General features: G+C 60.5%; 25 protein-coding genes. 12 read left to right on the top strand and 13 right to left on the bottom strand.

All coding sequences use genetic code 11. The annotated features are described in order from the left end of the window. The 5 genes from PMI35_RS30240 to PMI35_RS30260 form a co-directional block, all read right to left on the bottom strand. On the bottom strand, nt 1-303 hold a 303-nt coding region (locus PMI35_RS30240; protein WP_008054835.1), incomplete at its 3' end, for a TRAM domain-containing protein. Next, on the bottom strand, nt 303-1,205 hold the full coding sequence (gene cysM / locus PMI35_RS30245) for a cysteine synthase CysM (RefSeq protein ID WP_008054834.1): 903 nt from the start codon (nt 1,203-1,205) through the stop codon (nt 303-305). The genes PMI35_RS30240 and cysM, both read right to left, overlap by 1 nt. Nucleotides 1,206-1,313: 108 nt before the next feature. Next, entirely contained in the window at nt 1,314-2,336 is a 1,023-nt protein-coding gene (locus PMI35_RS30250) for a PDDEXK nuclease domain-containing protein (RefSeq protein ID WP_008054830.1), read from the bottom strand. A 116-nt stretch (nt 2,337-2,452) separates the two neighbouring features. After that, nucleotides 2,453-3,856, bottom strand: coding sequence for a sensor histidine kinase (locus PMI35_RS30255; RefSeq protein ID WP_008054828.1), 1,404 nt, complete (start codon nt 3,854-3,856; stop codon nt 2,453-2,455). After that, nucleotides 3,846-4,565: a response regulator transcription factor gene (locus tag PMI35_RS30260; protein WP_008054827.1), complete on the bottom strand. Its 720-nt coding sequence runs from the start codon at nt 4,563-4,565 to the stop codon at nt 3,846-3,848. Before PMI35_RS30260 ends, PMI35_RS30255 begins: the two co-directional genes overlap by 11 nt. Nucleotides 4,566-4,779: 214 nt before the next feature. Between PMI35_RS30260 and PMI35_RS30265 the strand changes: the two genes are divergently transcribed. The 4 genes from PMI35_RS30265 (at nt 4,780) to PMI35_RS30280 (ending at nt 9,520) form a co-directional block, all read left to right on the top strand. Then, nucleotides 4,780-7,533 carry a response regulator gene (locus PMI35_RS30265; protein WP_008054826.1) on the top strand — a complete coding sequence of 918 codons (2,754 nt, stop codon included), beginning with the start codon at nt 4,780-4,782 and terminating at the stop codon, nt 7,531-7,533. 78 nt (nt 7,534-7,611) lie between these two features. Beyond that, nucleotides 7,612-8,604 (top strand): 2-hydroxyacid dehydrogenase, encoded by a 993-nt coding sequence (locus PMI35_RS30270; protein WP_008054825.1) that lies wholly within the window; start codon nt 7,612-7,614, stop codon nt 8,602-8,604. A 77-nt stretch (nt 8,605-8,681) separates the two neighbouring features. After that, the gene (locus PMI35_RS30275) at nt 8,682-9,116 is read left to right on the top strand and encodes a hypothetical protein (RefSeq protein ID WP_008054824.1); all 435 of its coding nucleotides are present in this window, start codon (nt 8,682-8,684) and stop codon (nt 9,114-9,116) included. Next, nucleotides 9,116-9,520 (top strand): META domain-containing protein, encoded by a 405-nt coding sequence (locus tag PMI35_RS30280; RefSeq protein WP_008054822.1) that lies wholly within the window; start codon nt 9,116-9,118, stop codon nt 9,518-9,520. The genes PMI35_RS30275 and PMI35_RS30280 overlap by 1 nt, the downstream gene beginning before the upstream one ends. A gap of 50 nt (nt 9,521-9,570) precedes the next feature. Here the strand turns inward: PMI35_RS30280 and PMI35_RS30285 are convergent, their stop codons facing one another. Then, nucleotides 9,571-10,038 carry a TlpA disulfide reductase family protein gene (locus tag PMI35_RS30285; RefSeq protein WP_008054820.1) on the bottom strand — a complete coding sequence of 156 codons (468 nt, stop codon included), beginning with the start codon at nt 10,036-10,038 and terminating at the stop codon, nt 9,571-9,573. A 114-nt stretch (nt 10,039-10,152) separates the two neighbouring features. Here PMI35_RS30285 and arsC point away from each other — a divergent pair, with 114 nt between their 5' ends. The 3 genes from arsC to PMI35_RS30300 are packed head-to-tail and all read left to right on the top strand — an operon-like array spanning nt 10,153 to nt 11,527. Next, nucleotides 10,153-10,506, top strand: a complete 354-nt coding sequence (gene arsC / locus PMI35_RS30290; RefSeq protein WP_008054819.1) for an arsenate reductase (glutaredoxin) — start codon at nt 10,153-10,155, stop codon at nt 10,504-10,506. Continuing rightward, nucleotides 10,503-11,099 carry an NAD(P)H:quinone oxidoreductase gene (gene wrbA / locus PMI35_RS30295; RefSeq protein WP_008054817.1) on the top strand — a complete coding sequence of 199 codons (597 nt, stop codon included), beginning with the start codon at nt 10,503-10,505 and terminating at the stop codon, nt 11,097-11,099. Before arsC ends, wrbA begins: the two co-directional genes overlap by 4 nt. Before the next feature lie 2 nt (nt 11,100-11,101). Next, the gene (locus PMI35_RS30300; RefSeq protein WP_008054816.1) at nt 11,102-11,527 is read left to right on the top strand and encodes a DUF2069 domain-containing protein; all 426 of its coding nucleotides are present in this window, start codon (nt 11,102-11,104) and stop codon (nt 11,525-11,527) included. A gap of 114 nt (nt 11,528-11,641) precedes the next feature. On the opposite strand, the gene PMI35_RS30305 is transcribed toward PMI35_RS30300, so the two are convergent. Both PMI35_RS30305 and ttcA read right to left on the bottom strand, forming a co-directional pair. Then, complete coding sequence (locus tag PMI35_RS30305) at nt 11,642-12,316, bottom strand: DNA-3-methyladenine glycosylase I (RefSeq protein ID WP_008054815.1); 675 nt, start codon at nt 12,314-12,316, stop codon at nt 11,642-11,644. Nucleotides 12,317-12,389: 73 nt separating this feature from the next. Beyond that, on the bottom strand, nt 12,390-13,214 hold the full coding sequence (ttcA, locus tag PMI35_RS30310) for a tRNA 2-thiocytidine(32) synthetase TtcA (RefSeq protein ID WP_007946825.1): 825 nt from the start codon (nt 13,212-13,214) through the stop codon (nt 12,390-12,392). Between the two features lie 278 nt (nt 13,215-13,492). Here ttcA and PMI35_RS30315 point away from each other — a divergent pair, with 278 nt between their 5' ends. Further along, entirely contained in the window at nt 13,493-14,095 is a 603-nt protein-coding gene (locus tag PMI35_RS30315) for a Yip1 family protein (protein WP_008054814.1), read from the top strand. A gap of 158 nt (nt 14,096-14,253) precedes the next feature. Continuing rightward, nucleotides 14,254-14,748, top strand: a complete 495-nt coding sequence (locus PMI35_RS30320; protein ID WP_008054813.1) for a SprT family zinc-dependent metalloprotease — start codon at nt 14,254-14,256, stop codon at nt 14,746-14,748. 121 nt (nt 14,749-14,869) lie between these two features. On the opposite strand, the gene PMI35_RS30325 is transcribed toward PMI35_RS30320, so the two are convergent. Both PMI35_RS30325 and PMI35_RS30330 read right to left on the bottom strand, forming a co-directional pair. Continuing rightward, the gene (locus PMI35_RS30325; RefSeq protein WP_008054812.1) at nt 14,870-16,051 is read right to left on the bottom strand and encodes a CaiB/BaiF CoA transferase family protein; all 1,182 of its coding nucleotides are present in this window, start codon (nt 16,049-16,051) and stop codon (nt 14,870-14,872) included. Nucleotides 16,052-16,194: 143 nt separating this feature from the next. Further along, nucleotides 16,195-17,529 carry a dicarboxylate/amino acid:cation symporter gene (locus PMI35_RS30330; protein WP_008054811.1) on the bottom strand — a complete coding sequence of 445 codons (1,335 nt, stop codon included), beginning with the start codon at nt 17,527-17,529 and terminating at the stop codon, nt 16,195-16,197. Between the two features lie 339 nt (nt 17,530-17,868). Between PMI35_RS30330 and PMI35_RS30335 the strand changes: the two genes are divergently transcribed. Next, entirely contained in the window at nt 17,869-18,867 is a 999-nt protein-coding gene (locus PMI35_RS30335) for an AraC family transcriptional regulator (RefSeq protein WP_008054796.1), read from the top strand. Nucleotides 18,868-18,875: 8 nt separating this feature from the next. Here PMI35_RS30335 and PMI35_RS30340 read toward each other — a convergent pair whose 3' ends face one another. The 3 genes from PMI35_RS30340 to PMI35_RS30350 all read right to left on the bottom strand — a co-directional run bounded on the left by PMI35_RS30340 (nt 18,876) and on the right by PMI35_RS30350 (nt 21,612). Next, complete coding sequence (locus tag PMI35_RS30340; protein ID WP_032831267.1) at nt 18,876-20,219, bottom strand: ATP-binding protein; 1,344 nt, start codon at nt 20,217-20,219, stop codon at nt 18,876-18,878. Further along, nucleotides 20,216-20,893, bottom strand: a complete 678-nt coding sequence (locus tag PMI35_RS30345; RefSeq protein ID WP_008054789.1) for a response regulator — start codon at nt 20,891-20,893, stop codon at nt 20,216-20,218. Before PMI35_RS30345 ends, PMI35_RS30340 begins: the two co-directional genes overlap by 4 nt. 116 nt (nt 20,894-21,009) lie before the next feature. After that, the gene (locus PMI35_RS30350; RefSeq protein ID WP_008054788.1) at nt 21,010-21,612 is read right to left on the bottom strand and encodes a hypothetical protein; all 603 of its coding nucleotides are present in this window, start codon (nt 21,610-21,612) and stop codon (nt 21,010-21,012) included. Nucleotides 21,613-21,759: 147 nt separating this feature from the next. Here PMI35_RS30350 and PMI35_RS30355 point away from each other — a divergent pair, with 147 nt between their 5' ends. Together PMI35_RS30355 and PMI35_RS30360 are read left to right on the top strand one after the other, a co-directional pair. Further along, nucleotides 21,760-22,551, top strand: a complete 792-nt coding sequence (locus PMI35_RS30355) for a dienelactone hydrolase family protein (protein ID WP_008054787.1) — start codon at nt 21,760-21,762, stop codon at nt 22,549-22,551. A 93-nt stretch (nt 22,552-22,644) separates the two neighbouring features. Further along, nucleotides 22,645-23,370 carry a 4'-phosphopantetheinyl transferase family protein gene (locus tag PMI35_RS30360; protein WP_202949495.1) on the top strand — a complete coding sequence of 242 codons (726 nt, stop codon included), beginning with the start codon at nt 22,645-22,647 and terminating at the stop codon, nt 23,368-23,370. Nucleotides 23,371-23,401 lie beyond the last annotated feature (31 nt).

Genomic DNA, 23,401 nt, shown 5'->3' with positions numbered 1-23,401 from the left:
GCTGCACCCGCCGCAACGGCTGGCATGGGCGCACGGTGCCGGGCGACGCAGTTCGCTGGCCTTGAATACCCGCTCGGTACGCGCCTCGACCACTTTGCCGTGGGCGCCGAGTACGCGCGCCTCGACTTCTTCACCGGCCAGTGCGCCGATGACGAACCAGGTGCGACCTTCGAAAAACGCGATACCGCGACCGTCGTTGGCCAGGCGCTCGATGTTCAAGCGCTGTTTTTTGCCGGTCGGGATTTGCGGGGCCTTGCTGCCGCCGGTGGGCTGGAAGCGCAGGCCTCTCTCATGCTTGGCCATCAGTTGGGCGCGTCGAAAATGCCGGTCGACAGGTATCGGTCGCCACGGTCGCAGATGATCGCGACGATCACCGCGTTTTCAACTTCTTTGGACAGGCGCAGCATCGCTGCCACAGCACCGCCGGAGGACACGCCACAGAAGATGCCTTCTTCGCGGGCCAGTCGACGGGTTACGTCTTCGGCTTCGCTCTGGGCCATATCGACAATGCGGTCAACACGATCAGCCTGGTAGATCTTCGGCAGATACTCCTGGGGCCAGCGACGGATACCCGGAATGGCCGAACCTTCCATCGGTTGCAGACCGATGATCTGCACGCGCTCGTTCTGCTCTTTCAAGTAGCGCGAGACGCCCATGATGGTGCCGGTGGTGCCCATGGAACTGACGAAATGGGTGATGGTGCCCTGGGTCTGGCGCCAGATTTCCGGACCGGTGGTGGTGTAGTGCGCCTCCGGGTTGTCCCCGTTGGCAAACTGGTCCAGCACCTTGCCGCGACCCTCTGCTTCCATACGCTGGGCGAGGTCGCGGGCGCCTTCCATGCCTTGCTCCTGGGTGACCAGGATCAACTCGGCACCATAAGCGGTCATGGCGGCCTTGCGTTCGGCGCTGGAGTTGTCCGGCATGATCAGGATCATCTTGTAACCCTTGATCGCAGCGGCCATGGCCAGCGCGATCCCGGTGTTACCCGAGGTCGCTTCGATCAACGTATCGCCTGCGTGAATCTGCCCGCGCAACTCGGCGCGGGTGATCATCGACAGCGCCGGACGGTCCTTGACCGAACCCGCCGGGTTGTTCCCTTCGAGCTTGAGCAAAAGGGTGTTGCTGGTTTCGCCGGGCAGGCGCTGCAAACGGACCAGCGGAGTGTTGCCGACGCAATCGGCGATGGTTGGGTACTGCAAGGTCATGGCGTATTCGCAATCCAGACTGCGGGGGCGCCTATCATACCGGCAAACCTCGCAAGCCCATATCACGCAAAGTGTGGTGCTTATGGTTTATGGGAATAAGCAGCTAAATCAGCCCTCTTTCGATTGGGCGACATTCAAGGCATAGAACTCATGCAGCTTGGCCTGCAACAACTGTTTGTCCGGCAGCTGGACCTGATACTCCGCGATCAGCGCGGGCGACAGGCTGCGGTTAAGGGCGTATTCGACGACTTCGTCATCCTTGCTGGCACAGAGCAGGACACCGATTGCCGGGTTTTCATGAGGCTTGCGCTCTTCGCGATCCAGGGCTTCCAGATAGAAGCCCAGCTTGCCCAGATACTCCGGCTCAAAACGCCCGACCTTGAGTTCGATGGCCACCAGGCAGTTGAGACCGCGGTGAAAGAACAGCAAGTCCAACGCAAAATCACGCCCGCCGACTTGTAGCGGATATTCGGAGCCGACAAAGCAAAAATCCCGACCTAGCTCGATCAGAAACTCCTTGAGACGCACCAGCAAGCCTCGATGCAAATCGGTTTCGCCGTGGGCGCCGGGCAGGTCGAGAAACTCGACCATGTAGGCGTCACGGAATATCTCTAACGCAGAGGGGTGGGTTTGTTTCAGTACTGCGGAGACTTTGGCCGGCTGGGTCACGCTGCGCTCAAACAGCGCCGCCTTGAACTGACGCTCCAGCTCGCGTTTCGACCATTTTTCCTGAACGGCCATTCGCAGATAGAACTCGCGCTCTTCTGGCCGCTTGCATTGGCCGAAGATGATCAAATTATGTGACCAGGATAATTGTCGCGCCAGTGGTGCGACTTTTAGTTCGGTACGGTAGGTTTCGTAAAACTGGCGCATGCGAAACAGGTTCGAGCGGGTAAATCCACGCAGCCCGGGCTGGGTCAGACTGAGATGTTCCGCGAGTTGACCGACAACGGAATCACCCCACTCGGCTTTCTCCAATTTGCGGCTGATATAGGCACCAACCTGCCAATACAACTCAATCAGTTGAGTATTCACCGCCTGCATGGCCTGTCGCCTGGCACTTTGAACCAGTGCAAGCACTTCATTGAATCGGTCGTCGGTGGTACTGCCGGGTACTTGGGGTACGGTCATGAGTGAATCCTTGAACATGAGTAAAAGCGCGAGCTTAAACCGCCAGGGATGTTCGAAATGACCGGTGATAGCCTTTGGGAAATGTCGTACAGGAACTCAGGAACGCTCCGGCAAAATCAGCACGTTGCAGGATGGGAGAGCTTGCTCGCGAAGGCGTCGTCACTGACAGCGCCATCATCCGCCACCAGGCGCATATTCATCCGCAACCCGCTCCCGGTGTTCTGCGCCCAAAGCCTGCCGCCCTGGCGCCGCACCGCATTCCTGGCGATGCTCAAGCCCAGGCCGAATCCGCCATCCCCCGGCCGTGAGCCGTCGAGGCGGGTAAAGGGCAGGAAGATCCGCTCAAGATCCGCTTCCGCCACACCGCCACCCTGATCCTCCAGCCACAAGTGCCAGAAGTCGCCGTCGCGTCGCCCGCCCAGGTGGACGATGCCGCCCTTGGGTGAATGTCGAATGGCGTTACGCAGCATGTTCTCCAAGGCTTGGGCCAGGGTATTGAGATGGCCGCGCACCCAGCAGGAGGCGTCCACCGAGCACTGCAACTGCGCATCCGGCCAGCAACTTTCATAGCAGGCGTTTTCCGTGAGCATTTCCCACAAGGCCTGGACCTGGATCGCTTCGTCGGGCAATCGCGTGCGCTCCGTATCGAGCCAGGCCAGTTGCAGCGTGTCTTCCACCAGCCGTTGCATGCCATCGACCTCGCGGCCGATGCGCTCGCGCAGTTGTTCAAGCTCCTGCTCGCTTTCGCTGGCCACCCGCAGGCGGCTCAACGGCGTGCGCAGTTCGTGGGACAGGTCGCGCAACAGTTGTTGCTGCAAGGCCACGGTGCTTTGCAGGCGTTCGGACATGTGATCGAACGCCCTGCCCAGCTCCCCCAGTTCGTCGGCGCGATTGGTGGTGCGGCGTGACAGTCGCACGTTGAGCTGATCGGCACGCCAGGCATTGGCCTGTTCGCGCAAGTGATTGAGCGGCACCACCAGCAAGCGGTACAGGCCGACGCACAACAGCAAGGTGAACAACCCCGGAATGACGCCGTTGGTGATCACCCGCCAGAACACCCGGTAGCGCCCGGGCACGAACCGTTTCGGCAGTTCGATCACCAGGCTGCCGGCGGCCGGATCGCCGGGAAACGGCACTCGCATCCATGGCCGGCCTTTCTTGTGGACGGGCCAATCCAGGCCGCGTAGAAAGGTCAGGCGCTCGATTTCCTTGTCCGTCAGCGTATAGCTGCTCAATGACTGCAGATCACCGCCGATGACACCGACCCACCCCGTTTCGCGGTTGTGCATGCTCTGCAGCCAGCTATCGACACCCTCTTGCTGGCGCTGCTGCCACGCTTGCTCAGCCTCGGCGGCATAGCGCGTCAGCGTGCCGCGCGCTTCATCCGACAGAAACTGGTTGCGCTGCTCCATGTAGCGACCCCAGGACCAGCTCAACCAGATCATCAGCAGGCAAAACGCCACCAACAGGCACGCCAGTTTCCAGAACAGCGAATGCCGGCCGGGCAACTTACACTTCATCGACGGCACTCAGGATGTAGCCCTTACCCCAGACCGTGCGCACCTCCCGCTCGGTGTAGCCGATGGCCTTGAGTTTGCGGCGGATCTGGCTGATGTGCATGTCCAGGCTACGATCGTGGGCGGCATAACCGCGTTGCAGCACCTGCTGATAAAGGAAGGCTTTGCTCAACACTTCATCGACGCTGCGGCTCAGGGTTTCCAGCAGGCGGTACTCGGTTCGGGTCAGGCCTGCAGGCTGCTGGCCATAAAAAACGTCGAAGCATTCATCGTCAAAACGCAGGCTGTCCACGTCGGCCACCATTGCCACCGGGGTCGGCCGGCGATCGAGCGCGACGCGGCGCAGGATGGCTTCAATGCGCACGCGCAACTCGACCATGCTGAAGGGTTTGGGCAGGTAATCATCGGCCCCCAGCCGAAAGCCGCTGATGCGATCGGCCTCGGCACCGAGTGCCGACATCAGCAAAACCGGGGTGGAATGGCTGCGGCGCAGTTGCGTCAGCACCGCCAACCCGTCCATACCCGGTAACAGGATGTCCATCAGCACCACATCGAAGGCTTGCTCGCGGGCAATGTCCAGGCCCTCCTGGCCGTTCTGGCACCAGGTCACCTGGAAGCCGCTGCGGCCCAGATGTTCATGCACATAGGCACCGAGTACGAGGTCGTCTTCGATGGAGAGGATACGGGGATGGCCAGCGCTGATGGTCGTCATTAGTATCTGCAAATAATTCTCAGTTGGTAATTATTCAAGATTGCCTCGCCCGGGGCAACCCAAGGGTTTGCACCGGGTGAAAAAGCGCACGACCAACCGACGAATGACGACATCAATTATCGAGGATTGCCCGCCTGCAAATCGCTACACTGCGCAAGTGGCGCGTGCCGGACGCACGCGCAGCCCGATAAATAGCCGGTTGCAGGAGAGAGGCGTGCTGACGAAACTGGGAATCAAGGGCCGCGTGCTGTTGCTGACGTTGCTGCCGACCAGCCTCATGGCATTGGTCCTGGGCGGCTATTTCACCTGGATGCAGCAATCGGACCTGCAAACCCAACTCCTGCAGCGCGGCGAAATGATCGCCGAGCAGCTGGCACCGCTGGTGGCGCCAGCCATGGGGCACAACAACAACGAAATGCTGGAACGCATCGCCACCCAGTCCCTGGAACAACCGGACGTGCGAGCCGTGACCTTCCTTGCGCCAGACCGCACGCCGCGGGCCCACGCCGGGCCGATCATGCTGACCCAGGCGCCGATGGGCGAAGGCTCGCAGATGCTGCGCCGCAGTGGCAGCGAAGCAACGCGGTACCTGCTGCCGGTGTTCGGCAAACATCGCAACCTGGCAGGCGACGTGATCCCCGATGAAGCCGACCGTCTGCTGGGCTGGGTCGAACTCGAACTGTCCCACAACGGCATGCTTCTGCGTGGCTACCGCAGCCTCTTTGCCAGCCTGCTGATGATCGCTGGCGGTCTCGGCGGCGCGGCGCTGTTGGCATTGCGCATGGGCCGCACGATTAATCGGCCGCTGACCCAGATCAAACAAGCCGTGGCCCAACTCAAGGACGGTCACCTGGAAACTCGGCTGCCGCCACTGGGCAGCCAGGAGCTGGATGAATTGGCCTCCGGCATCAACCGCATGGCTGGCACCCTGCAGAATGCCCAGGAAGAACTGCAACACAGCATCGACCAGGCCACCGAGGACGTGCGCCAGAACCTCGAGACCATCGAGATCCAGAACATCGAACTGGACCTGGCCCGCATGGAAGCGCTGGAGGCGAGCCGGATCAAGTCCGAGTTCCTGGCCAACATGAGCCATGAAATACGCACGCCGCTCAACGGCATCCTCGGCTTTACCCATCTGCTGCAAAAAAGTGAACTGACCCCGCGCCAGCTCGATTATCTGGGCACCATCGAAAAGTCCGCCGACAGCCTGCTGGGGATCATCAACGAGATCCTCGACTTTTCGAAGATCGAGGCGGGCAAGCTGGTGCTCGACCATATTCCGTTCAATTTGCGCGACCTGCTGCAAGACACATTGACCATCCTCGCCCCGGCCGCCCACGCCAAACAGCTGGAACTGATCAGCCTGGTGTATCGCGATACGCCCCTGTCGCTGGTGGGCGATCCGTTGCGGCTCAAGCAGATCCTGACCAACCTGGTCAGCAATGCGATCAAGTTCACCCGCGAGGGCACCATCGTCGCCCGGGCCATGCTCGAAGAAGAACACGAAGACAGCGTGCAATTGCGCATCAGCATCCAGGACACCGGCATCGGCCTGTCGAGCCAGGATGTGCGCGCGTTGTTCCAGGCCTTCAGCCAGGCTGATAACTCGCTGTCGCGGCAACCCGGTGGCACGGGCCTTGGCCTGGTGATCTCCAAGCGCCTGATCGAACAGATGGGTGGCGAAATTGGCGTCGACAGCACCCCGGGCGAGGGTTCGGAGTTCTGGATCAGCCTGAACCTGCCCAAGACCCGCGACGATGCCGAAGACCTGCCGAGCGCGCCGTTGCTCGGACGGCGGGTTGCCGTGCTGGAAAATCATGAACTGGCGCGCCAGGCGTTGCAGCATCAACTGGAAGACTGTGGCCTGGACGTCATCACGTTCAATACCCTGGAAAGCCTGACCAACGGCGTCACCGGCGCGCATCAGACCGATCAGGCGATCGAACTCGCGGTGCTGGGAATCACCAGCAACGACATGCCACCGGAACGTCTCAACCAACACATCTGGGACCTCGAACACCTGGGCTGCAAAGTGCTGGTGCTGTGCCCCACCACGGAACAGACGCTGTTCCACCTGTCGGTGCCCAACCCCCACAGCCAGCTCCAGGCCAAACCGGCCTGTACCCGCAAGCTGCGGCGCGCGTTGTCCGACCTGGTCAACCCGCGGCAATCGCGTAGCGAATCCAGCGAGCCGCTGTCAAGCCGCGCGCCGAAGGTGCTGTGCGTCGACGACAACCCGGCCAATCTGCTGCTGGTGCAGACCCTGCTCGAAGACATGGGCGCCAAGGTGCTCGCCGTGGAAAGCGGTTACGCGGCGATCAAGGCGGTGCAGAACGAGACGTTCGACCTGGTGCTGATGGACGTGCAAATGCCCGGCATGGATGGGCGTCAAAGCACCGAAGCGATCCGCCAATGGGAAAGCGATCGCCATTGCACGCCGCTGCCGATCGTGGCCCTCACGGCGCATGCCATGGCCAACGAAAAACGCGCACTGCTGCAAAGCGGCATGGACGATTACCTGACCAAGCCGATCAGCGAGCGGCAACTGGCGCAAGTGGTACTCAAATGGAGCGGGCTGGCCCTGCGCAATCACACGCCAGAGCGCGCAGGCGACAGCCACGGCAGCACCTACGAGTTGCAGGTGCTCGATCACGAAGAAGGCTTGCGCCTGGCCGCAGGCAAGGCCGATCTGGCGGCTGACATGCTGGCAATGCTGCTGGCATCGCTGGAAGCCGACCGCGAAGCCATCCGCCAGGCCCAGCAAAGCAACGACCACAACGCCCTGATCGAGCGGGTTCATCGCCTGCACGGCGCAACCCGCTATTGCGGCGTACCGCAACTGCGCGCCGCCTGCCAGCGCAGTGAAACCTTGCTCAAGCAGCAAGATCCGAAGGCCTATCGCGCACTTGAAGATCTCGACCGGGCGATCAATCGCCTGGCCGCCCAGGCGCGCATCAATGCCTGATGCAGCGCAAGGCGCCGGGCGATGGAAGGGCTAATAATGTTGTGAAAACGCCAGGGCATGAGTCTTCAAGGAGAACAGATGCGCACGATTCTTTTCAGCAGCCAGACCTACGACCGCGACAGCTTTCTCGCCGCCAACCTGCCGCCGGCTATCGAGTTGCACTTTCAGCCGGCACGACTGAGCCTCGATACCGTCGCACTGGCGGAGCACCACGAGGTGGTCTGCGCCTTTATCAACGATGACCTCGGCGCCCCGGTGCTCGAACGCCTGGTCGCGGGCGGTACCCGCCTGATCGCCCTGCGTTCGGCCGGTTACAACCATGTCGACCTGGCGGCGGCGAAGCGCCTGGGGCTGGCGGTCGTGCGCGTCCCGGCCTATTCGCCCCACGCCGTTGCCGAGCATGCCGTAGCACTGATCCTGGCACTCAACCGCCGCCTGCACCGCGCCTACAACCGCACGCGCGAAGGCGACTTCAGCCTGCACGGGTTGACGGGGTTCGACCTGGTGGGCAAGACCGTCGGCGTGGTCGGCACCGGGCAGATCGGTGCGACCTTCGCGAAAATCATGCACGGGTTCGGCTGCCAACTGCTGGCCTATGACCCCTTCCCCAATCCGCAGGTCGAAGCGCTTGGCGCCCGCTACCTGAGCTTGCCGCAGTTGCTGGCTGAGTCGCAGATCATCAGCCTGCACTGTCCGCTCAACGAACAGAGCAAGCATTTGATCAACCGCCAATCCCTGGCGCACATGCAGCCTGGCGCCATGTTGATCAACACCGGTCGCGGCGGCCTGGTGGACACCCCTGCCCTGATCGATGCCTTGAAGAACGGCCAGCTGGGTTATTTGGGACTGGATGTGTATGAAGAGGAAGCCCAGCTGTTTTTCGAAGACCGTTCCGATCTGCCATTGCAGGACGATGTACTGGCGCGGTTGCTGACCTTCCCCAACGTGATCGTCACGGCACACCAGGCCTTCCTGACCCGCGAAGCCCTGGGCGCGATTGCCGCGACCACCTTGCAGAACATCGCTGCCTGGGCGGCCGGAGCGCCGGAGAATCAGGTCGAGGGTGATTGAACCTGATCGAAGGTCATATGCCCGCGCCATGCTGCGCGTATGCCCGTGCTAGCATATCGCGCATATTTGGAGGACCCATGGTCGAACACGATTTCCGCTACACCCTGATGAACCCGCAACACACCCTCACCGAATGCCGCGCCCTGGTGCCGGGGCGTTATCAAGTCACCGGCAACGGCGGCTCGATTCGTAATAACGACGTGCTGGTCGTGACCCTCAAGGGCGCCAAGGACTTGTCCATGCGCCTGACCGTCGAAACGGTTCGCCACCTGATCAACCCGCCCGGCCAATGGGTCGCGGTGGCCAGTGGCCCGGTGTTCGGCGAACTGGCGATCCATACCTGGCAGGTGAACTGCGACAGCTGCGCCAAGGAACTGAGTTTCGAGTTCGCCGTTGACGCCAAGCTTGGCAACAAGGCCGAAAAGCCTGCTGCCTCCGCGCGGATCGCCGAGTTGGGCTGGACTACCGTTGGCGAGAAACACCTGTGCCCTAAATGCCAGGAGCCTGCGTGATGAAACGCCTCGCCCTGACCGCACTGGTCGGTGCAAGCCTGCTGGGCTGCGCCGCGGACCCGGTGCAGCTTGAGCACAATCGCAGTTACATCCTGGAGTGGATCGGCGAACGTCCGTTGATGGATTACAGCCACCTGACCATTACCTTGGGCGACGACGGTCGGGCCTATGGTAGCGGCGGTTGCAACCACTGGTTCGCGCCGTACACCCTGGAAGGCAACAAGCTGAGCTTCGGCAAGATCGGCAGCACCCGCAAACTCTGTGCGCCAGCGCTGATGGAGCAGGAAAAACGCTTCCTCCAGGCGCTGGAAAACGTGCAGAGCTGGGACGTCTCGTCTATCGACCAGATGCGTTTCTGGCCAGCCGAAGGCAAGCCACTGCGCTGGTGGCTGGAAGAGGGTTGATGCCCTCTACCTGATCGTTCCCACGCTCTGCGTGGGAACGATCAGCGCAATCAGTTTTTAGCCTGCAACGCCTCCAGCTTCGCCACCACCCCCGCCGCCGTCTGCTCGCCCATCAACTGCTCCCGCACCTTGCCCTTGTTATCGATGATGTAGGTCACCGGCAACGCTTCACTGCGCGGCAGCTCGAACAATTCGGAAGGGTCCTGCGCCAGCACGGTGAACTTGATCCCGAGTTTCTCGCTGGCACTTTTCAGCTCTTCGCCCTGAACGTTGTCGAAGTTGACCCCGAACACGCCGATCTTCTTGTCCTTGAGCTGGTCGGCCAACGCGTTCAACTCCGGAATCTCCGTACGGCACGGGCTGCACCATTCAGCCCAGTAATTGATCACCAGCCATTTGCCGTCCAGACGCTCGGAGGCGACCTTCTGTCCGTTCTGATCGATCCCGTAGTCGTTACCGCAGCCCCCCAGCATCAACGCCCCGATAATGGTCAATGCCGCTGCCAGTCGCCTTGTCATGTCGTGTTCCTTGTCAAAAATTGAAAGCGCCTGCGACCCTTTGCCCGGCAAGGTTCAGGATTATGCGCTGCCCAGTTAGAATAGCCGCCACCTTACGCAAGATGCGACCCGCTCATGACCGATCTGACGCTTTATCACAACCCGCGCTGCTCGAAATCCCGCGGTGCGCTCGAACTGCTTGAAGCCCGCGGCCTGGCCCCGACGGTGGTCCGCTACCTGGAAACGCCGCTGGATGCCACGCAAATCCAGAGCCTGCTGGGCAAACTCGGGATCAGTGCGCGGCAACTGCTGCGCACCGGCGAAGACGAATACAAGACCCTCGCCCTGGCCGACAGCAGCCTGAGCGAGGCGCAATTGATCGCCGCCATCGCCGCCCACCCGAAACTGATGGAGCGACCGATCCTCGAAGTGGGCGACAAGGCCATCATCGGCCGTCCGCCAGAGCAGATCCTGGAGCTGTTGCCGTGAGTGCGCCGTACATTCTGGTGCTGTATTACAGCCGCAGCGGCTCGACCAACGAAATGGCCCGGCAAATTGCCCGTGGCGTCGAACAGGCCGGCCTTGAAGCCCGATTGCGCACGGTGCCGGCCATTTCCACCGAGTGCGAAGCCGTGGCGCCGGATATCCCTGACGAAGGCGCGCTCTACGCCAGCCTCGATGACCTGAAAAACTGCGCCGGCCTGGCACTGGGCAGTCCGACCCGCTTCGGCAACATGGCCGCGCCACTCAAGTACTTTCTCGACGGCACCAGCAACCTGTGGCTGACCGGTGCCTTGGTGGGCAAACCCGCCGGTGTGTTCACCTCCACCGCGAGCCTGCATGGCGGGCAGGAGACCACCCTGCTGTCGATGATGCTGCCGCTGTTGCACCACGGCATGCTGATCACCGGCCTGCCCTACAGCGAGTCGGCCTTGCTGGAAACCCAGGGCGGCGGCACGCCGTACGGCGCCAGCCATCACGCCGGAGCCGATGGCAAAAGCGGTCTGGACGCCCACGAAGTGGCACTGTGCCGGGCCCTGGGCATGCGCCTGGCCAAGACTGCACAGAAACTGGAGGGTTGAGGGTGGCCAAGAAGCCGAAGGTCCTGCCCGCTATCGAATGGCTTGAACCACGGGTGAAGGCGATGCGCGCCATCAGCCTGCTGTGCTTCTTTGGCCTGGTGGGATTGCTCTGCGTTTACTACCTGATGGTCGCCGACCTGCACGGTGCGCGGCCGTGGGTGATTCTGCTGATTGAGCTGGTGCCACTGCTGTTGCTCGCGCCGGGGATGATTGTCGGCAATGCCCGTGGGCATTCGTGGATGTGCTTTGTGGTGAACCTGTACTTCATCAAGGGTGCATTGGCCGCCTATGACCCGAACCGGCAGATCTTCGGCGTGCTGGAGATGGCCGCGAGCCTGGCGGTGTTCTGTTCGGCACTGTTGTATGTGCGGTGGCGGTATCAGCTGAATCGCAAGTTGGCTGGCGAGGGTGAAATCCCCGTCGCCTGATCCGACGCCTTCGCTGGCAAGCCAGCTCCCACAGGATCTCTGTTGAAACACAAGTATGTGATCGACACAAAAACCTGTGGGAGCGGGCTTGCCCGCGATTGGGGCGACTCGGTCTCAATGATTCACTGTGTACGCGAGCATCATCGAAATCTGGCTCATCGGCCGCCCGCCACTTTCTTCATGCCACTGGTTGAACACGTCCTGCACCAACGCCAGGTCCCGCTGGCTGCTCGGCACCTTGTCGACAATCTTCTGTGCATTCAACGCGGCCACCACGTCATAGCTCGGCACAAAGGTGTCCTTGCCGACCATGCGCAAGAATCGCGGCGCCGACAGCCCGCCCAACTGATGACCGCGCTTTTTCAGCAAGATCCACAGCCCGACGATATCGGTCACCGGCCAATCGGCGATCATCGCGCCGAAGCTACCCTGCTCATGAGCCACATCCAGCACGAACTGCGCGTTGCGCGGTACGCTCTTGAGTTTGCCCAGATGGCGGATGATCCGCGTGTCCTGCATCAACCGCTCCAGGTGTTCGGCACTCATCAGCACGACTTTTTCCGGGTCGAACTTGAAGAACACTTCTTCGAAGGCCGGCCACTTGGCGTCCACGAGGCTGTGCTTGAGCCCGGCGCGAAATACGCGCAATGCCATGGTCGACAAGTAACGATCGTCTGTGATGTCGCGCAGTTGCGCCGCAGTCTTGGGAACGGGCAGATGGGCTTGCAGTTCAGCCGCCGAACCGAAGCGGTTCAAGCAGTATTCGTTCAGCCACTTGTAGTCGCGCATGCCCTCTCCTGAGGATTGAAAAATGTAACAACACCTGTGGGAACCAGCAGGCTGGCTCCCACAGTGATGGTGTTTAAAGGTTGACCACGTTGACGAAACGCGAAGCGGCGGATTCGTCGATCTTCAGGCTGGTGAAGTCGAACAGGTTGCGGTCCGCCAATTGCGACGGGATCACGTTCTGCAGGCTGCGGAAAATGCTTTCGGTGCGGCCCGGGGTCTTGCGCTCCCAATCCTGCAGCATGTCCTTGACCACCTGGCGCTGCAGGTTTTCCTGGGAGCCGCAGAGGTTGCACGGGATGATCGGGAATTGCTTGAGGTCCGAGTAGGCCTGGATGTCTTTTTCGTTGCAGTAGGCCAGGGGGCGGATCACCACGTTGCGCCCGTCATCGGCACGCAACTTCGGCGGCATGGCCTTGAGCGAACCGTTGAAGAACATGTTCAGGAAGAACGTCTCGACAATGTCGTCGCGGTGATGCCCAAGGGCCATCTTGGTCGCGCCGATTTCGTCGGCGAAGGTGTAGAGCGTGCCACGACGCAGGCGCGAGCACAGGGAGCAGGTGGTCTTGCCTTCCGGAATCAGTTCCTTGACCACCGAGTATGTGTCTTTCTCGACGATGTGGTACTCGATGCCCAGCTCCTTGAGGTAGGCCGGCAGCACATGCTCGGGGAAACCCGGCTGTTTCTGGTCCATGTTCACGGCCACGATCTCGAACTTGATCGGCGCGACCTTCTGCAAGTGCATCAGCACATCAAGCATGGTGTAGCTGTCCTTGCCGCCGGACAGGCAGACCATGACCTTGTCACCGTCTTCAATCATGTTGAAATCGGCGACCGCCTCACCGGCCTGTCGGCGAAGGCGCTTTTGCAGTTTGTTCTGGTTGACCGTAAGAGTGCCCATGACGCGAAATCCGTGAGGTGTGACGAAAGGCCGGCATTTTACGCAAAAACCCTTCAGGAACGAAGTGCCCCGACGGATCGCGCGCCCTACAGACGCAACAGCGATTACCCCGGCGCTTTACAGCGCAATTTGCTCTAAGCCCTACCCCCTGTAGGGTTAAGTCCTTCCTATACTGCGACATAAGGTCGAATCACATACAGACCTACTACTTACTTGGCCTCGTTGGCCCGTAGGCGCTCCACTGGGGGGCGACGGTAAAAACAAGAGGAGTGACTGGCATGATCCATCACGTAGTGGGGCTCTTCACCCACCCTGACCAAGAATGGAAAGAGATTCGTGGCGATCAGGAAGAAAGTATCAGCCACATGTACCTGACCCATACGCTGATCCTGGCGGCGATACCTGCGGTATCGGCCTTCATCGGGACCACGCAGGTGGGCTGGGTCATCGGCAATCGCCCGCCGGTGATGCTGACCGTGGAAAGCGCACTATGGATGACCGTCATGTCGTACCTGGCGATGCTCGGCGGTGTAGCGGTGATGGGGGCATTCATCCACTGGATGGCCCGCACCTATGACGCCAATCCGAGCCTCGCACGCTGCATTGCGTTCGCAACCTATACCGCTACGCCGCTGTTCATCGGCGGCCTCGCGGCCTTGTACCCCCACTTGTGGCTGGGGATGGTCGTCGGCACGGCGGCCATCTGCTACACGGTGTACCTGCTGTATGTGGGCCTGCCAACCTTCATGAACATACCATCTGACGAGGGCTTTCTATTTTCAAGTTCGGTGCTCGCCGTAGGCCTGGTGGTGCTGGTAGCCATCATGGCGTTCACCGTGATTGTCTGGGGACTCGGCGTGGGGCCGGTCTATACCAATTAGCAACTCACCACAAAAAAATCAGATCTGCCGACACAGGCCGCCGCAAGGCGGCCTTTTAATGCCCAGGCACAAAGAGCGCCGAAGACCATTCGGCACCTCGCCGATTCGCAAGGCCCCTGGCTTGCGGCATACTCGACTGCTCTGGAGATCCATCAAGCATGCCCGAGCAACTCAATACCCGCGTCGAAGACTGTTTCCAACAAGCCGAAGCCTTTTTCAAACGACCGTTCAAACGCCCCGTGGTGAGTTTCAAGCTGCGTGGGCAGAAAGCCGGTGTCGCGCACCTGCACGAGAACCTGCTGCGCTTCAATCCGCAGTTGTACCGTGAAAACACCGAAGATTTTCTCAAGCAGACCGTCGCCCACGAGGTCGCGCACCTGATCGCCCATCAACTGTTCGGTGACCGCATCCAGCCCCATGGCGAAGAGTGGCAACTGATCATGCGCGGCGTGTACGAACTGCCCCCCAACCGTTGCCACACCTACGATGTCAAGCGCCGCAGCGTGACCCGCTACATCTACAAGTGCCCGTGCGCCGACAGCGATTTCCCGTTCTCGGCGCAACGTCATGGTTTGGTACGGCAGGGGCGGCGGTATTTGTGTCGACGGTGTCGCAACACGTTGGTGTTCAGTGGCGAGATGCGGGTCGAGTAAGTCGGATTTGCGGTGCCTGGGTCGACCTTTTCGCCAGCAGGTTGGCTCCCACAGGGGATCATCGGTGCGCCACAAATCCATTGTGGGAGCCAGCCTGCTGGCGAAGGCGATCTATCAGACGCTAGAGAACCACCTTGGCACGCCGCAACTCGGCGACCCGCTCAACGCTGAACCCCAACTCCCCCAACACCTGATCGGTATGTTGTCCCAACGCTGCACCAATATGCCTGGGCTGCGGCAATCCGCCTGAAAACTTCAAAGGGCAAGCCATCTGCGCCTGACTCGAACCATCGCCCCGCGGCACTTGCGTCACCAGCTCCCGCGCCTGCAACTGCGGATGCCGTACCGCCTCACCCAGGCTCAATACCGGCTCGACGCAAGCATCAAGCTCGGCAAACAGCGCGCACAGCTCGGCAAAGTCATGCTTTTCGAACTCGGTCTTCAACGCATCCTTAAGCTTGCGTTGCTGCGCAGGTTGCGTAGATAACCCCAGGCTCGCCCACTCCTCCAGCCCCAGCGCCGCACACAACTGTTTCATGAACCCCGGCTCCAGGCTGCCCACCGACAGCCAGCGCCCATCCCGGGAACGGTAATAGTCATAGAAGCTGCCACCATTGAGCATCTGGTCTTCCCGACCCGGTTCGACACCACAGGCCAGGTACCCGGCACCCGCCATGGCGTTCAGGCTGAATGCGCAATCGGTCATGCTCACGTCCAGGTGCTGGCCCTGCCCGGTTTGCTGTCGAGCGATGACAGCGGCCAGCAGGCCGATCACCCCGTGCAACGAGCCACCGGCAATGTCTGCCACCTGCATGCCCAACGGCAGCGGCCCACTGTCGGCGCGACCGCTGTAGCTCGAAAGCCCGGCCAGCGCCAGGTAATTGATGTCATGACCGGCGCGATCCTTGTAGGGGCCTGTCTGGCCGTAACCGGTGATCGATACATAAATCAGCTTCGGATTGATCGCCTTCAAGGCTTCATAACCCAGGCCTAAACGCTCCATGACGCCGGGACGGAACTGCTCCAGCACGATGTCGTGGTCCTGCAACAATTGCCTGATCACCTCCAGCGCTTCGGGCTGCTTGAGGTCCAGGGCCAGGCTGCGTTTGTTGCGATTGAGGTAGGCATGGCTGGCCGATACGCCCTGATCGTGCGGCGGCAGCACGCGCAGCAGGTCCATGCGGGTCGGCGATTCGATGCGCAACACTTCGGCGCCCATGTCCGCCAGCAATAGCGAAGCGAACGGCCCCGGCAGCAATGTCGAGAAGTCCAGAACCTTGAGTGATGCCAATGGACCGAGCATGAGCGTTCTCCCTGGATGATGCCCCAGCCTAGGCAGCCAAGCGCTTTGCAGCAATCACCTTATGCGCCACATCCAATGACCGTTGCGCTCAAATCCCGGGCAAGAAAAAACCCGCCAAAGCGGGTTTTTCATGACAACAAGGCTTACTTGGCGTTAGTCGGGGTTACCGCTTCGACGTGGCCCAGAACATCGTCCTTAGGCTCGTCGGCAATGCCGCGACCGCCAGACGCCAGCTCAGCTTGCAGCACGTCGGTGTCCAGCTCCTTGACCCACTTGGCCACAACGATGGTGGCAACGGCGTTACCGACCAGGTTGGTCAGTGCGCGGGCTTCGGACATGAAACGGTCGATACCCAGGATCAACGCCAGGCCGGCAACCGGCAGGTGGCCTACGGCGGACAGGGTGGCTGCCAGTACGATGAAGCCCGAACCGGTCACACCTGCAGCGCCCTTGGAAGACAGCAGCAACACCACCAGCAAGGTGATCTGGTGCGTGATGTCCATGTGGGTGTCGGTGGCCTGGGCAATGAACACGGCCGCCATGGTCAGGTAGATCGCAGTACCGTCGAGGTTGAACGAGTAACCGGTCGGGATCACCAGGCCAACTACGGACTTCTGCGCACCCAGACGCTCCATCTTGATCAGCATGCGTGGCAGCACCGACTCCGAAGAGGAAGTACCCAGCACGATCAGCAGTTCTTCGCGGATGTAGCGGATCAGTTTCAACACGCTGAAGCCGTGAGCGCGAGCGATACTGCCCAGCACGATCAGGATGAACAGCAGGCAGGTGATGTAGAAGCAGGCCATCAACTGGCCCAGTTGCACCAGCGAGCCGACACCGTAGGCACCGATGGTGAAAGCCATGGCACCGAAGGCACCGATTGGTGCGAGCTTCATGATCATGTTGATGATGTTGAACATCACGTGGGCGAAGCGATCGATGAAGTCCAGCAGCGGCTTGCCGTAGGCACCCAGGCGATGCAAGGCGAAACCGAAGATCACCGAGAACATCAGCACTTGCAGAATGTCACCGGTGGCGAACGCACCGACGATTGTGGACGGGATCACGTTGAGCAGGAAGCCGACGACGCTTTGATCAGCACCGGCCGAGACATAGGCAGCCACTTTGGAGGCATCCAGTGTGGACACGTCGATGTGCATGCCGGCGCCCGGCTGGACGATGTTGACCACCACCAGGCCGACCAGCAGCGCGATGGTCGAAACGATTTCGAAATACAGCAGTGCGTAGCCACCGGTCTTGCCGACCGATTTCATGTCCTGCATGCCAGCGATACCGCTGACGACGGTGCAGAAGATGATCGGCGCGATGATCATCTTGATCAGTTTGATGAACCCGTCACCCAGCGGTTTTACGGCCACACCGAGCTGTGGATAGTAGTGACCGAGCAAGATACCGATGACAATTGCAACGATCACCTGGAAATACAGGGATTTGTACAGTGGCTGACGAGTCGTCATTGCAAAGTTCCTCAAGAGTGCGCGGCGACAACATCCAACTGTTGCCCACCTCACCCAATGGCGAACCCTCCTGCACTGGAGGGATTTGTTTTTTCGAGCTGCGCGACGGCAGGCATCTGCTGGTTCTATCGCAAAGCCCGTGCCACCTTGTAGGAAAAGCCTGCAAGCCTTCTGACATCAAGGGCTGCAGATTTTTCCGGATCACCGCGAGACGTTTGCGCAATGGCGGATTTCCGCCCTCTGGTCAAATCACACCCCGGTAATCTGGCGGATATCCGCCTTGTTCATGGATACGAAGCACGGCTACCATCCGTCGCTCAATGGAAGGACTTGCCTGCTATGCGCGAACGCACCATTGCCAGTCATTTCGCCCGTGCCGTCCTCGGTGGGGCGCAACGGCGTGGCTACGATTATTCGAGACTGTTGCAGCAATTGGGGATCAGCCCCGAGTTGCTCGAAGAGCCTCGGGCGCGCATCCCTCCAGAGCAATTCACCCGCCTGATCCAGGCGCTGTGGCTGGCACTGGACGATGAGTACCTGGGCTTCGGGCAAGGCGCCAGCAAGCCAGGCAGCTTCGCGATGATGTGTCATGCCGTGATCCATTGCCGCAATCTGGATAAGGCACTGCATCGCGGATTAATGTTTTATAGCCTATTCCCGGACGCCCCGCGTCTGACGCTGGCGCGCGAAGACGAAATGATAAGACTGAGCCTGGACGATTCGCAGCTCTGGGACCCGGAACATTTCCTCACCGAGAGTCTATTGGTGATCTGGCATCGTTTCGCCAGCTGGTTGATTGGCCAGCGTATTCAACTGGAGAACGCCACGTTCAGCTACCCGCGACCGGAACACGGAGGTGAATACGAGTTGCTGTTCTCGTGCCCGCTCGAGTTTTCGGCACAACAGAGCAGCCTGCTGTTCCACAGTCGCTACCTGAACATGCCACTGCTGCAGGACGAACGCACGCTCAAGCAGTTCCTTGAACGCTCGCCTGCCGATCTGTTATCGCGTCCCGATGACGGCCACAGCCTGAGCAGCCAGTTGCGACGCTTGCTCAGTCGTGACCGCTCACCCTGGCCGGACCTGGAGGCCGTGGCTGCACACCTGCATATCAGCCCGCAGACGCTACGCCGCCACCTGCGTGAAGAAAACACCAGTTTTCAGGAATTGAAGGACCAACTACGCCGCGACATCGCCATTTATCACCTGGGCCGTAACGACTTGCCATTGCAACAGATCGCCGAGCAATTGGGGTTTTCCGAGCCATCGGCGTTTCATCGGGCATTCAAGAAGTGGACCGGATTGACACCGGGGGCCTATCGGGCTCGGGAAAACTGAGTTCAAGATCACACCAGCGGAAACTGAATACGGAAGGCCGCACCACCCAGGGGCGAGTCGCCCAGGGTCAGTTTTGCGCTGTAGCTTTCGATGATGTCCTTGACCACCGCCAGGCCAATACCCTGCCCCGGATGCTGGCGGTCCAGACGCTCACCCCGCTGCAGGATCCGCGTGCGCTGATCGAGCGGGACGCCTGGACCATCGTCTTCCACGCATATCTCGATACCATTGAGGGTGCGCACGCTGATGCGCACTTCGCTCAGGCACAATCGATAAGCGTTCTCCAGCAGATTGCCCAACATTTCCAGCAAGGCGCCCTGCTCGATAGGGACCCGGCACTGCTCCGGCAAATCGAAACTAACCTGCACCCGTTTGTCGCGATAGACCTTGTCCAGTGTGTCGCAAAGGCTCTGCAACACCGGTTGCAGACGTACCTGATGGCGCACCAGGCCGCTTTTGCGCAGGCTGGCGCGTTGCAATTGATAACTGATCTGCTGGCTCATGCGCTCGATCTGGGTCTGCAGCACCCAGGCCTGATCCCGGTCCTCAGGGCGTTGCGCCATGCCTTCGCTGACACCCTGCAATACCGCCAACGGGGTTTTCAGGCTATGGGCCAGGTCGTCGAGGGAATCGCGGTAACGGCTACGCTGTTCGCGCTCGCTGTGCAGCAGGCGGTTGAGGGAGCCGGTCAGGCGCAGCAGTTCACGCGGGTGTTGTTCACTCAGGCTTTCGCGGGTACCGCTTTCGATTTCGTCCAGTTCCTGGCTCAGCCGGCGCAATGCCTGCAACCCCCAGGTCAAACCGACCCATAGCAACCCCAGAAGCACCAGCAAAGCGGCGCCGAATCCCAGGTACAGGTTGTCCCGCAGGCCGGCGAGCGTGGCATCGTATTCATGCGCCGGTTGCAACGCGACGAAGCTGAATGCCGCACTTTTACCGCCGAGCAATTTGACCTCGACGTCATAAACGAAGAATTCCCGGCCATTGTCCTGGCGAATCCTGGCGAATTCATTACCGCGCCCGTCGTAACGCGGCGAGTAATTGATGTTCTCGTCCAAAGTGTCTTTCGAGCGCCACACCAACTGGCCTTCGCGGCTGTAGATGTAACCGAGCAAATTGCCGTCGGCCAGGTTGAAGCGCTCATCGGGTAACTGTTCCGGCATCTGCAAGCGGTTGTTCTCGACCCGTGCGGCAGAGATCAACGTGGTGACGTCCGACGCCAGTCGCTGCTCGATCGCATCCTGCAGCGCCAGGCTGAACGCTCCCTGCATCGCTGGCAGTAATGCCAGCATGAACAAGACCGCCAGGATCGTGGCGGCGAGCATCAGGCGAACGCGAAGAGAACCGATCAAGTGCAACGCTCAGTGAACAGATAGCCCAGGCCACGCACCGTATCAATTGGCTTGAAGCCCGACGCACCTTCGAGTTTACGACGCAGACGGCCGACCAGCACTTCAATCACGTTCGGATCGCGGTCGTCATCATCCGGATAAAGCTGTTCCATCAAACGATCCTTGGGCACCACCTGCTGATGGTGGCGCATCAAGTATTCAAGAATCCGGTATTCATACGCGGTCAATGCAAGTGGTTGCTCGTCAAGGGATGCCTGCTTGCGATTGAGGTCCAGCAGCAGCGGCCCGGCAACGATCGTTGACTGAGTAAACCCACTGGAGCGACGCAACAAGGCATTCAGTCGAGCTTCCAGCTCTTCGAACTGGAAGGGCTTGACCACATAGTCGTCGGCACCGGCAGCAAGGCCTTCCACCTTGTCCTGCCAGTTACCGCGTGCTGTGAGGATCAGGATTGGAAAGGTCTTGCCCTGCGAGCGCAACTGACGGATCAGATCCAGCCCGCCCATGCCTGGCAACCCAAGATCGATCACCGCCAGGTCGTGGTTGAACTGTTCGGTCTGATACAACGCATCGACCGCGTTGGCCACGGACTCGACCACGTGGCCGCTATCCGTCAGGCGGGTTTGCAGGTGATGACGCAACAGCGCCTCATCCTCGACGACCAGCAGTTTCATGTCGCTCTCCCAGGCAAATCAAATACACCAGAGGCACGATCGACGCACCTCCGTGCTGACAGGCCGTGGCGGATCAATCTCCTGGATTGATCCGCCACGGCGGTCGCACACGCTTTTCAGAAAGCGTAGTTGGCTGAAAGGTAGGTCTGTGCGCTACTGGTCAAGCTCAGCGAACCCTGCTTGCTACCACCTCGCTCGCTCATTTCAGTGCTGGCGTTGCTACGCAGGTAACGGTACCCCAGTTCAACCGACGTGTTTTGCGAAACCTGTTGCAGAATCCCTGCCTGTGCGCCAACGGCGTAACCGACGTTGCTGTCGCGACTGAAGCCTGGCGATTCCTGGGTCATTTTGGTCAACCCGGCCGAGGCGCCACCGAACAGTTTGGTGCCAGCACTTAACGGATGGAACACATCGAAGCTACCCAAGAGGTTTTCCTGACGCAGTTTAATGCCATTGTGCGCGCCCGACACGTTGTCGTAAGTGGCGTAGTAGCGGCCTTGGCTGTTTTGCTGGCCCAGACGCAAGCCCCAGGTGTTGTCCTTGCCGATCACGCCATCGGCGTTCGGACGGTCGAGGTTATCGCTCAAGGCGTGGGACTTTTTGATCTTGTCGCTGGTCTGCCCATAAGTAAGGCTGGCGAAATTGTCGTTGGAAGCGAACGCTGCAGTGCTCGCGCCGAAGACGGTGAATGCCAGCAGCAGTTTTTTGAATCCAGTCATGGGTGAAGCTCCTCAAGAGTTAGCGTTGTTTTGGGCTACGGAGCAAGATTACCCACGCCGCCCTGAACTCACCCTGAACACCCGCTTAACCTGAGCTGAACCATATCCACCCAGCTGTTTCGATGATTTTCTTGCAGGAGACCGACCATGCGCATGCTCTTCGCCCTCTTCTTGCTCGCCGTCAGCGGGCTGGCCCAGGCCGCCATCAAGACTCAGGAAATCCCGTACCAAAGTCCCGACGGCACCCGGATGATTGGCTATTACGCCTTTGATGACGCAAAAAAAGGACCGCGCCCCGGTGTCGTGGTGGTGCATGAGTTCTGGGGGTTGAACGACTACGCCAAGCGCCGCGCCCGCGACTTGGCCGGCCTGGGTTACAGCGCCCTGGCGATCGATATGTATGGCGACGGCAAGAACACCGAGCATCCCAAGGATGCGATGGCCTTCATGCAGGCCGTGCTCAAGGACAACGCGATTGCCAGCGCGCGGTTCCAGGCGGGGCTCGACTTGCTCAAACAACAGGCGCAAACCGATCCGAACAGGCTTGCCGCCATCGGCTACTGCTTCGGCGGCGGCGTGGTGCTCAATGCCGCTCGTCAGGGTGCGCCTCTGGCCGGAGTCGTGAGTTTCCACGGCGCGCTGGCCACCAATACCCCTGCGACACCGGGCAGCGTCAAGGCAAAAATCCTTGTCGAACACGGCGCCCAGGACAGCCTGATCACCCCGGAAAATGTCGCTGCTTTCAAAGCCGAGATGGACAAGGCCGGCGCCGATTACCGGTTCGTCAGCCTCGACGGCGCCAAGCACGGTTTCAGCAATCCCGATGCCGATCGCTTGAGCCATGGCGATCATGGCGGGCCGGATATTGGTTACAACAAAGCGGCGGATGAAAAATCGTGGGCGGATATGCAGGCATTTCTCAAGAAGATCTTCAGTTGAATAGCTAGACGCGGTGACGAGGGGATTTATCCCCTCGCCACAAAAGCCCTCAAGCACTACCCAGCATCAAGGCAACCCGGCAAAATGCCCGACATGAATTCCGTCCCCGCCCTGCCCGTCTGCTGCACGCCCCTCGATGCCCATTGGCCGCTACCGTTGGTGCTGCCCGATACGGTGCTGTTGAGTACCCACTTCGATACTTCGCGCCTGCTCAGCGATGACTTCCAGCGCAGCGCCATCGAGGCGCCAGCGAGCATTCAGCGCTCGGTCGCCAAACGCCAGGCCGAGTTTCTCGCCGGGCGGATCTGCGCCCGCGCCGCCCTGCAACAACTGGAGGGCCTGAACTTCAGCCCGGGCATCGGCGATGACCGGGCGCCAGTCTGGCCTGCGCACATCACCGGTTCGATCACCCATAGCACCGGTCGGGCCGCGGCCATCGTCGCGAAAAAAACCCATTGGCGCGGATTGGGAATGGACATGGAAAACCTGCTCAATGCCGAACGCGCCGAACGCCTGGCCGGGGAAATTCTCACCCCGCCGGAACTGCAGCGCATGGCCGCCGGGCGTCGCGATCAGTTGGCGTTGCTGGTAACCCTGACTTTTTCAGTGAAAGAGAGCTTGTTCAAGGCGCTCTACCCGATTGTCCGGAAACGCTTCTATTTCGAACACGCCGAGGTGCTGGAGTGGACCCAGTCAGGTGAAGTGCGGTTGCGGTTGCTGACCGACCTGTCAGGCGAATGGCGCAACGGCACCGAGCTGCAGGCGCAGTTCGGAGTCAAGGATGGGCAGTTGTTGAGTCTGGTCAGTATTAAGGCCTGACGATTCCTGCTGTTTGTAAGGGACTCTTCGC

Origin of the sequence: Pseudomonas sp. GM78, from assembly GCF_000282475.1 — a bacterium.
In the GTDB taxonomy this organism is placed as follows: Bacteria; Pseudomonadota; Gammaproteobacteria; order Pseudomonadales; family Pseudomonadaceae; genus Aquipseudomonas.
This window is presented reverse-complemented; position numbering and strand designations above follow the sequence as displayed.

Excerpts from the sequence above, each read along its gene's own strand:
- cysM (WP_008054834.1), bottom strand. The coding sequence starts at position 1,205 with ATGACCTTGCAGTACCCAACCATCGCCGATTGCGTCGGCAACACTCCG.
- PMI35_RS30250 (WP_008054830.1), bottom strand. The coding sequence starts at position 2,336 with ATGACCGTACCCCAAGTACCCGGCAGTACCACCGACGACCGATTCAAT.
- PMI35_RS30255 (WP_008054828.1), bottom strand. The coding sequence starts at position 3,856 with ATGAAGTGTAAGTTGCCCGGCCGGCATTCGCTGTTCTGGAAACTGGCG.
- PMI35_RS30260 (WP_008054827.1), bottom strand. The coding sequence starts at position 4,565 with ATGACGACCATCAGCGCTGGCCATCCCCGTATCCTCTCCATCGAAGAC.
- PMI35_RS30270 (WP_008054825.1), top strand. The coding sequence starts at position 7,612 with ATGCGCACGATTCTTTTCAGCAGCCAGACCTACGACCGCGACAGCTTT.
- PMI35_RS30275 (WP_008054824.1), top strand. The coding sequence starts at position 8,682 with ATGGTCGAACACGATTTCCGCTACACCCTGATGAACCCGCAACACACC.
- PMI35_RS30280 (WP_008054822.1), top strand. The coding sequence starts at position 9,116 with ATGAAACGCCTCGCCCTGACCGCACTGGTCGGTGCAAGCCTGCTGGGC.
- PMI35_RS30285 (WP_008054820.1), bottom strand. The coding sequence starts at position 10,038 with ATGACAAGGCGACTGGCAGCGGCATTGACCATTATCGGGGCGTTGATG.
- arsC (WP_008054819.1), top strand. The coding sequence starts at position 10,153 with ATGACCGATCTGACGCTTTATCACAACCCGCGCTGCTCGAAATCCCGC.
- PMI35_RS30305 (WP_008054815.1), bottom strand. The coding sequence starts at position 12,316 with ATGCGCGACTACAAGTGGCTGAACGAATACTGCTTGAACCGCTTCGGT.
- ttcA (WP_007946825.1), bottom strand. The coding sequence starts at position 13,214 with ATGGGCACTCTTACGGTCAACCAGAACAAACTGCAAAAGCGCCTTCGC.
- PMI35_RS30315 (WP_008054814.1), top strand. The coding sequence starts at position 13,493 with ATGATCCATCACGTAGTGGGGCTCTTCACCCACCCTGACCAAGAATGG.
- PMI35_RS30320 (WP_008054813.1), top strand. The coding sequence starts at position 14,254 with ATGCCCGAGCAACTCAATACCCGCGTCGAAGACTGTTTCCAACAAGCC.
- PMI35_RS30325 (WP_008054812.1), bottom strand. The coding sequence starts at position 16,051 with ATGCTCGGTCCATTGGCATCACTCAAGGTTCTGGACTTCTCGACATTG.
- PMI35_RS30330 (WP_008054811.1), bottom strand. The coding sequence starts at position 17,529 with ATGACGACTCGTCAGCCACTGTACAAATCCCTGTATTTCCAGGTGATC.
- PMI35_RS30335 (WP_008054796.1), top strand. The coding sequence starts at position 17,869 with ATGCGCGAACGCACCATTGCCAGTCATTTCGCCCGTGCCGTCCTCGGT.
- PMI35_RS30345 (WP_008054789.1), bottom strand. The coding sequence starts at position 20,893 with ATGAAACTGCTGGTCGTCGAGGATGAGGCGCTGTTGCGTCATCACCTG.
- PMI35_RS30350 (WP_008054788.1), bottom strand. The coding sequence starts at position 21,612 with ATGACTGGATTCAAAAAACTGCTGCTGGCATTCACCGTCTTCGGCGCG.
- PMI35_RS30355 (WP_008054787.1), top strand. The coding sequence starts at position 21,760 with ATGCGCATGCTCTTCGCCCTCTTCTTGCTCGCCGTCAGCGGGCTGGCC.
- PMI35_RS30360 (WP_202949495.1), top strand. The coding sequence starts at position 22,645 with ATGAATTCCGTCCCCGCCCTGCCCGTCTGCTGCACGCCCCTCGATGCC.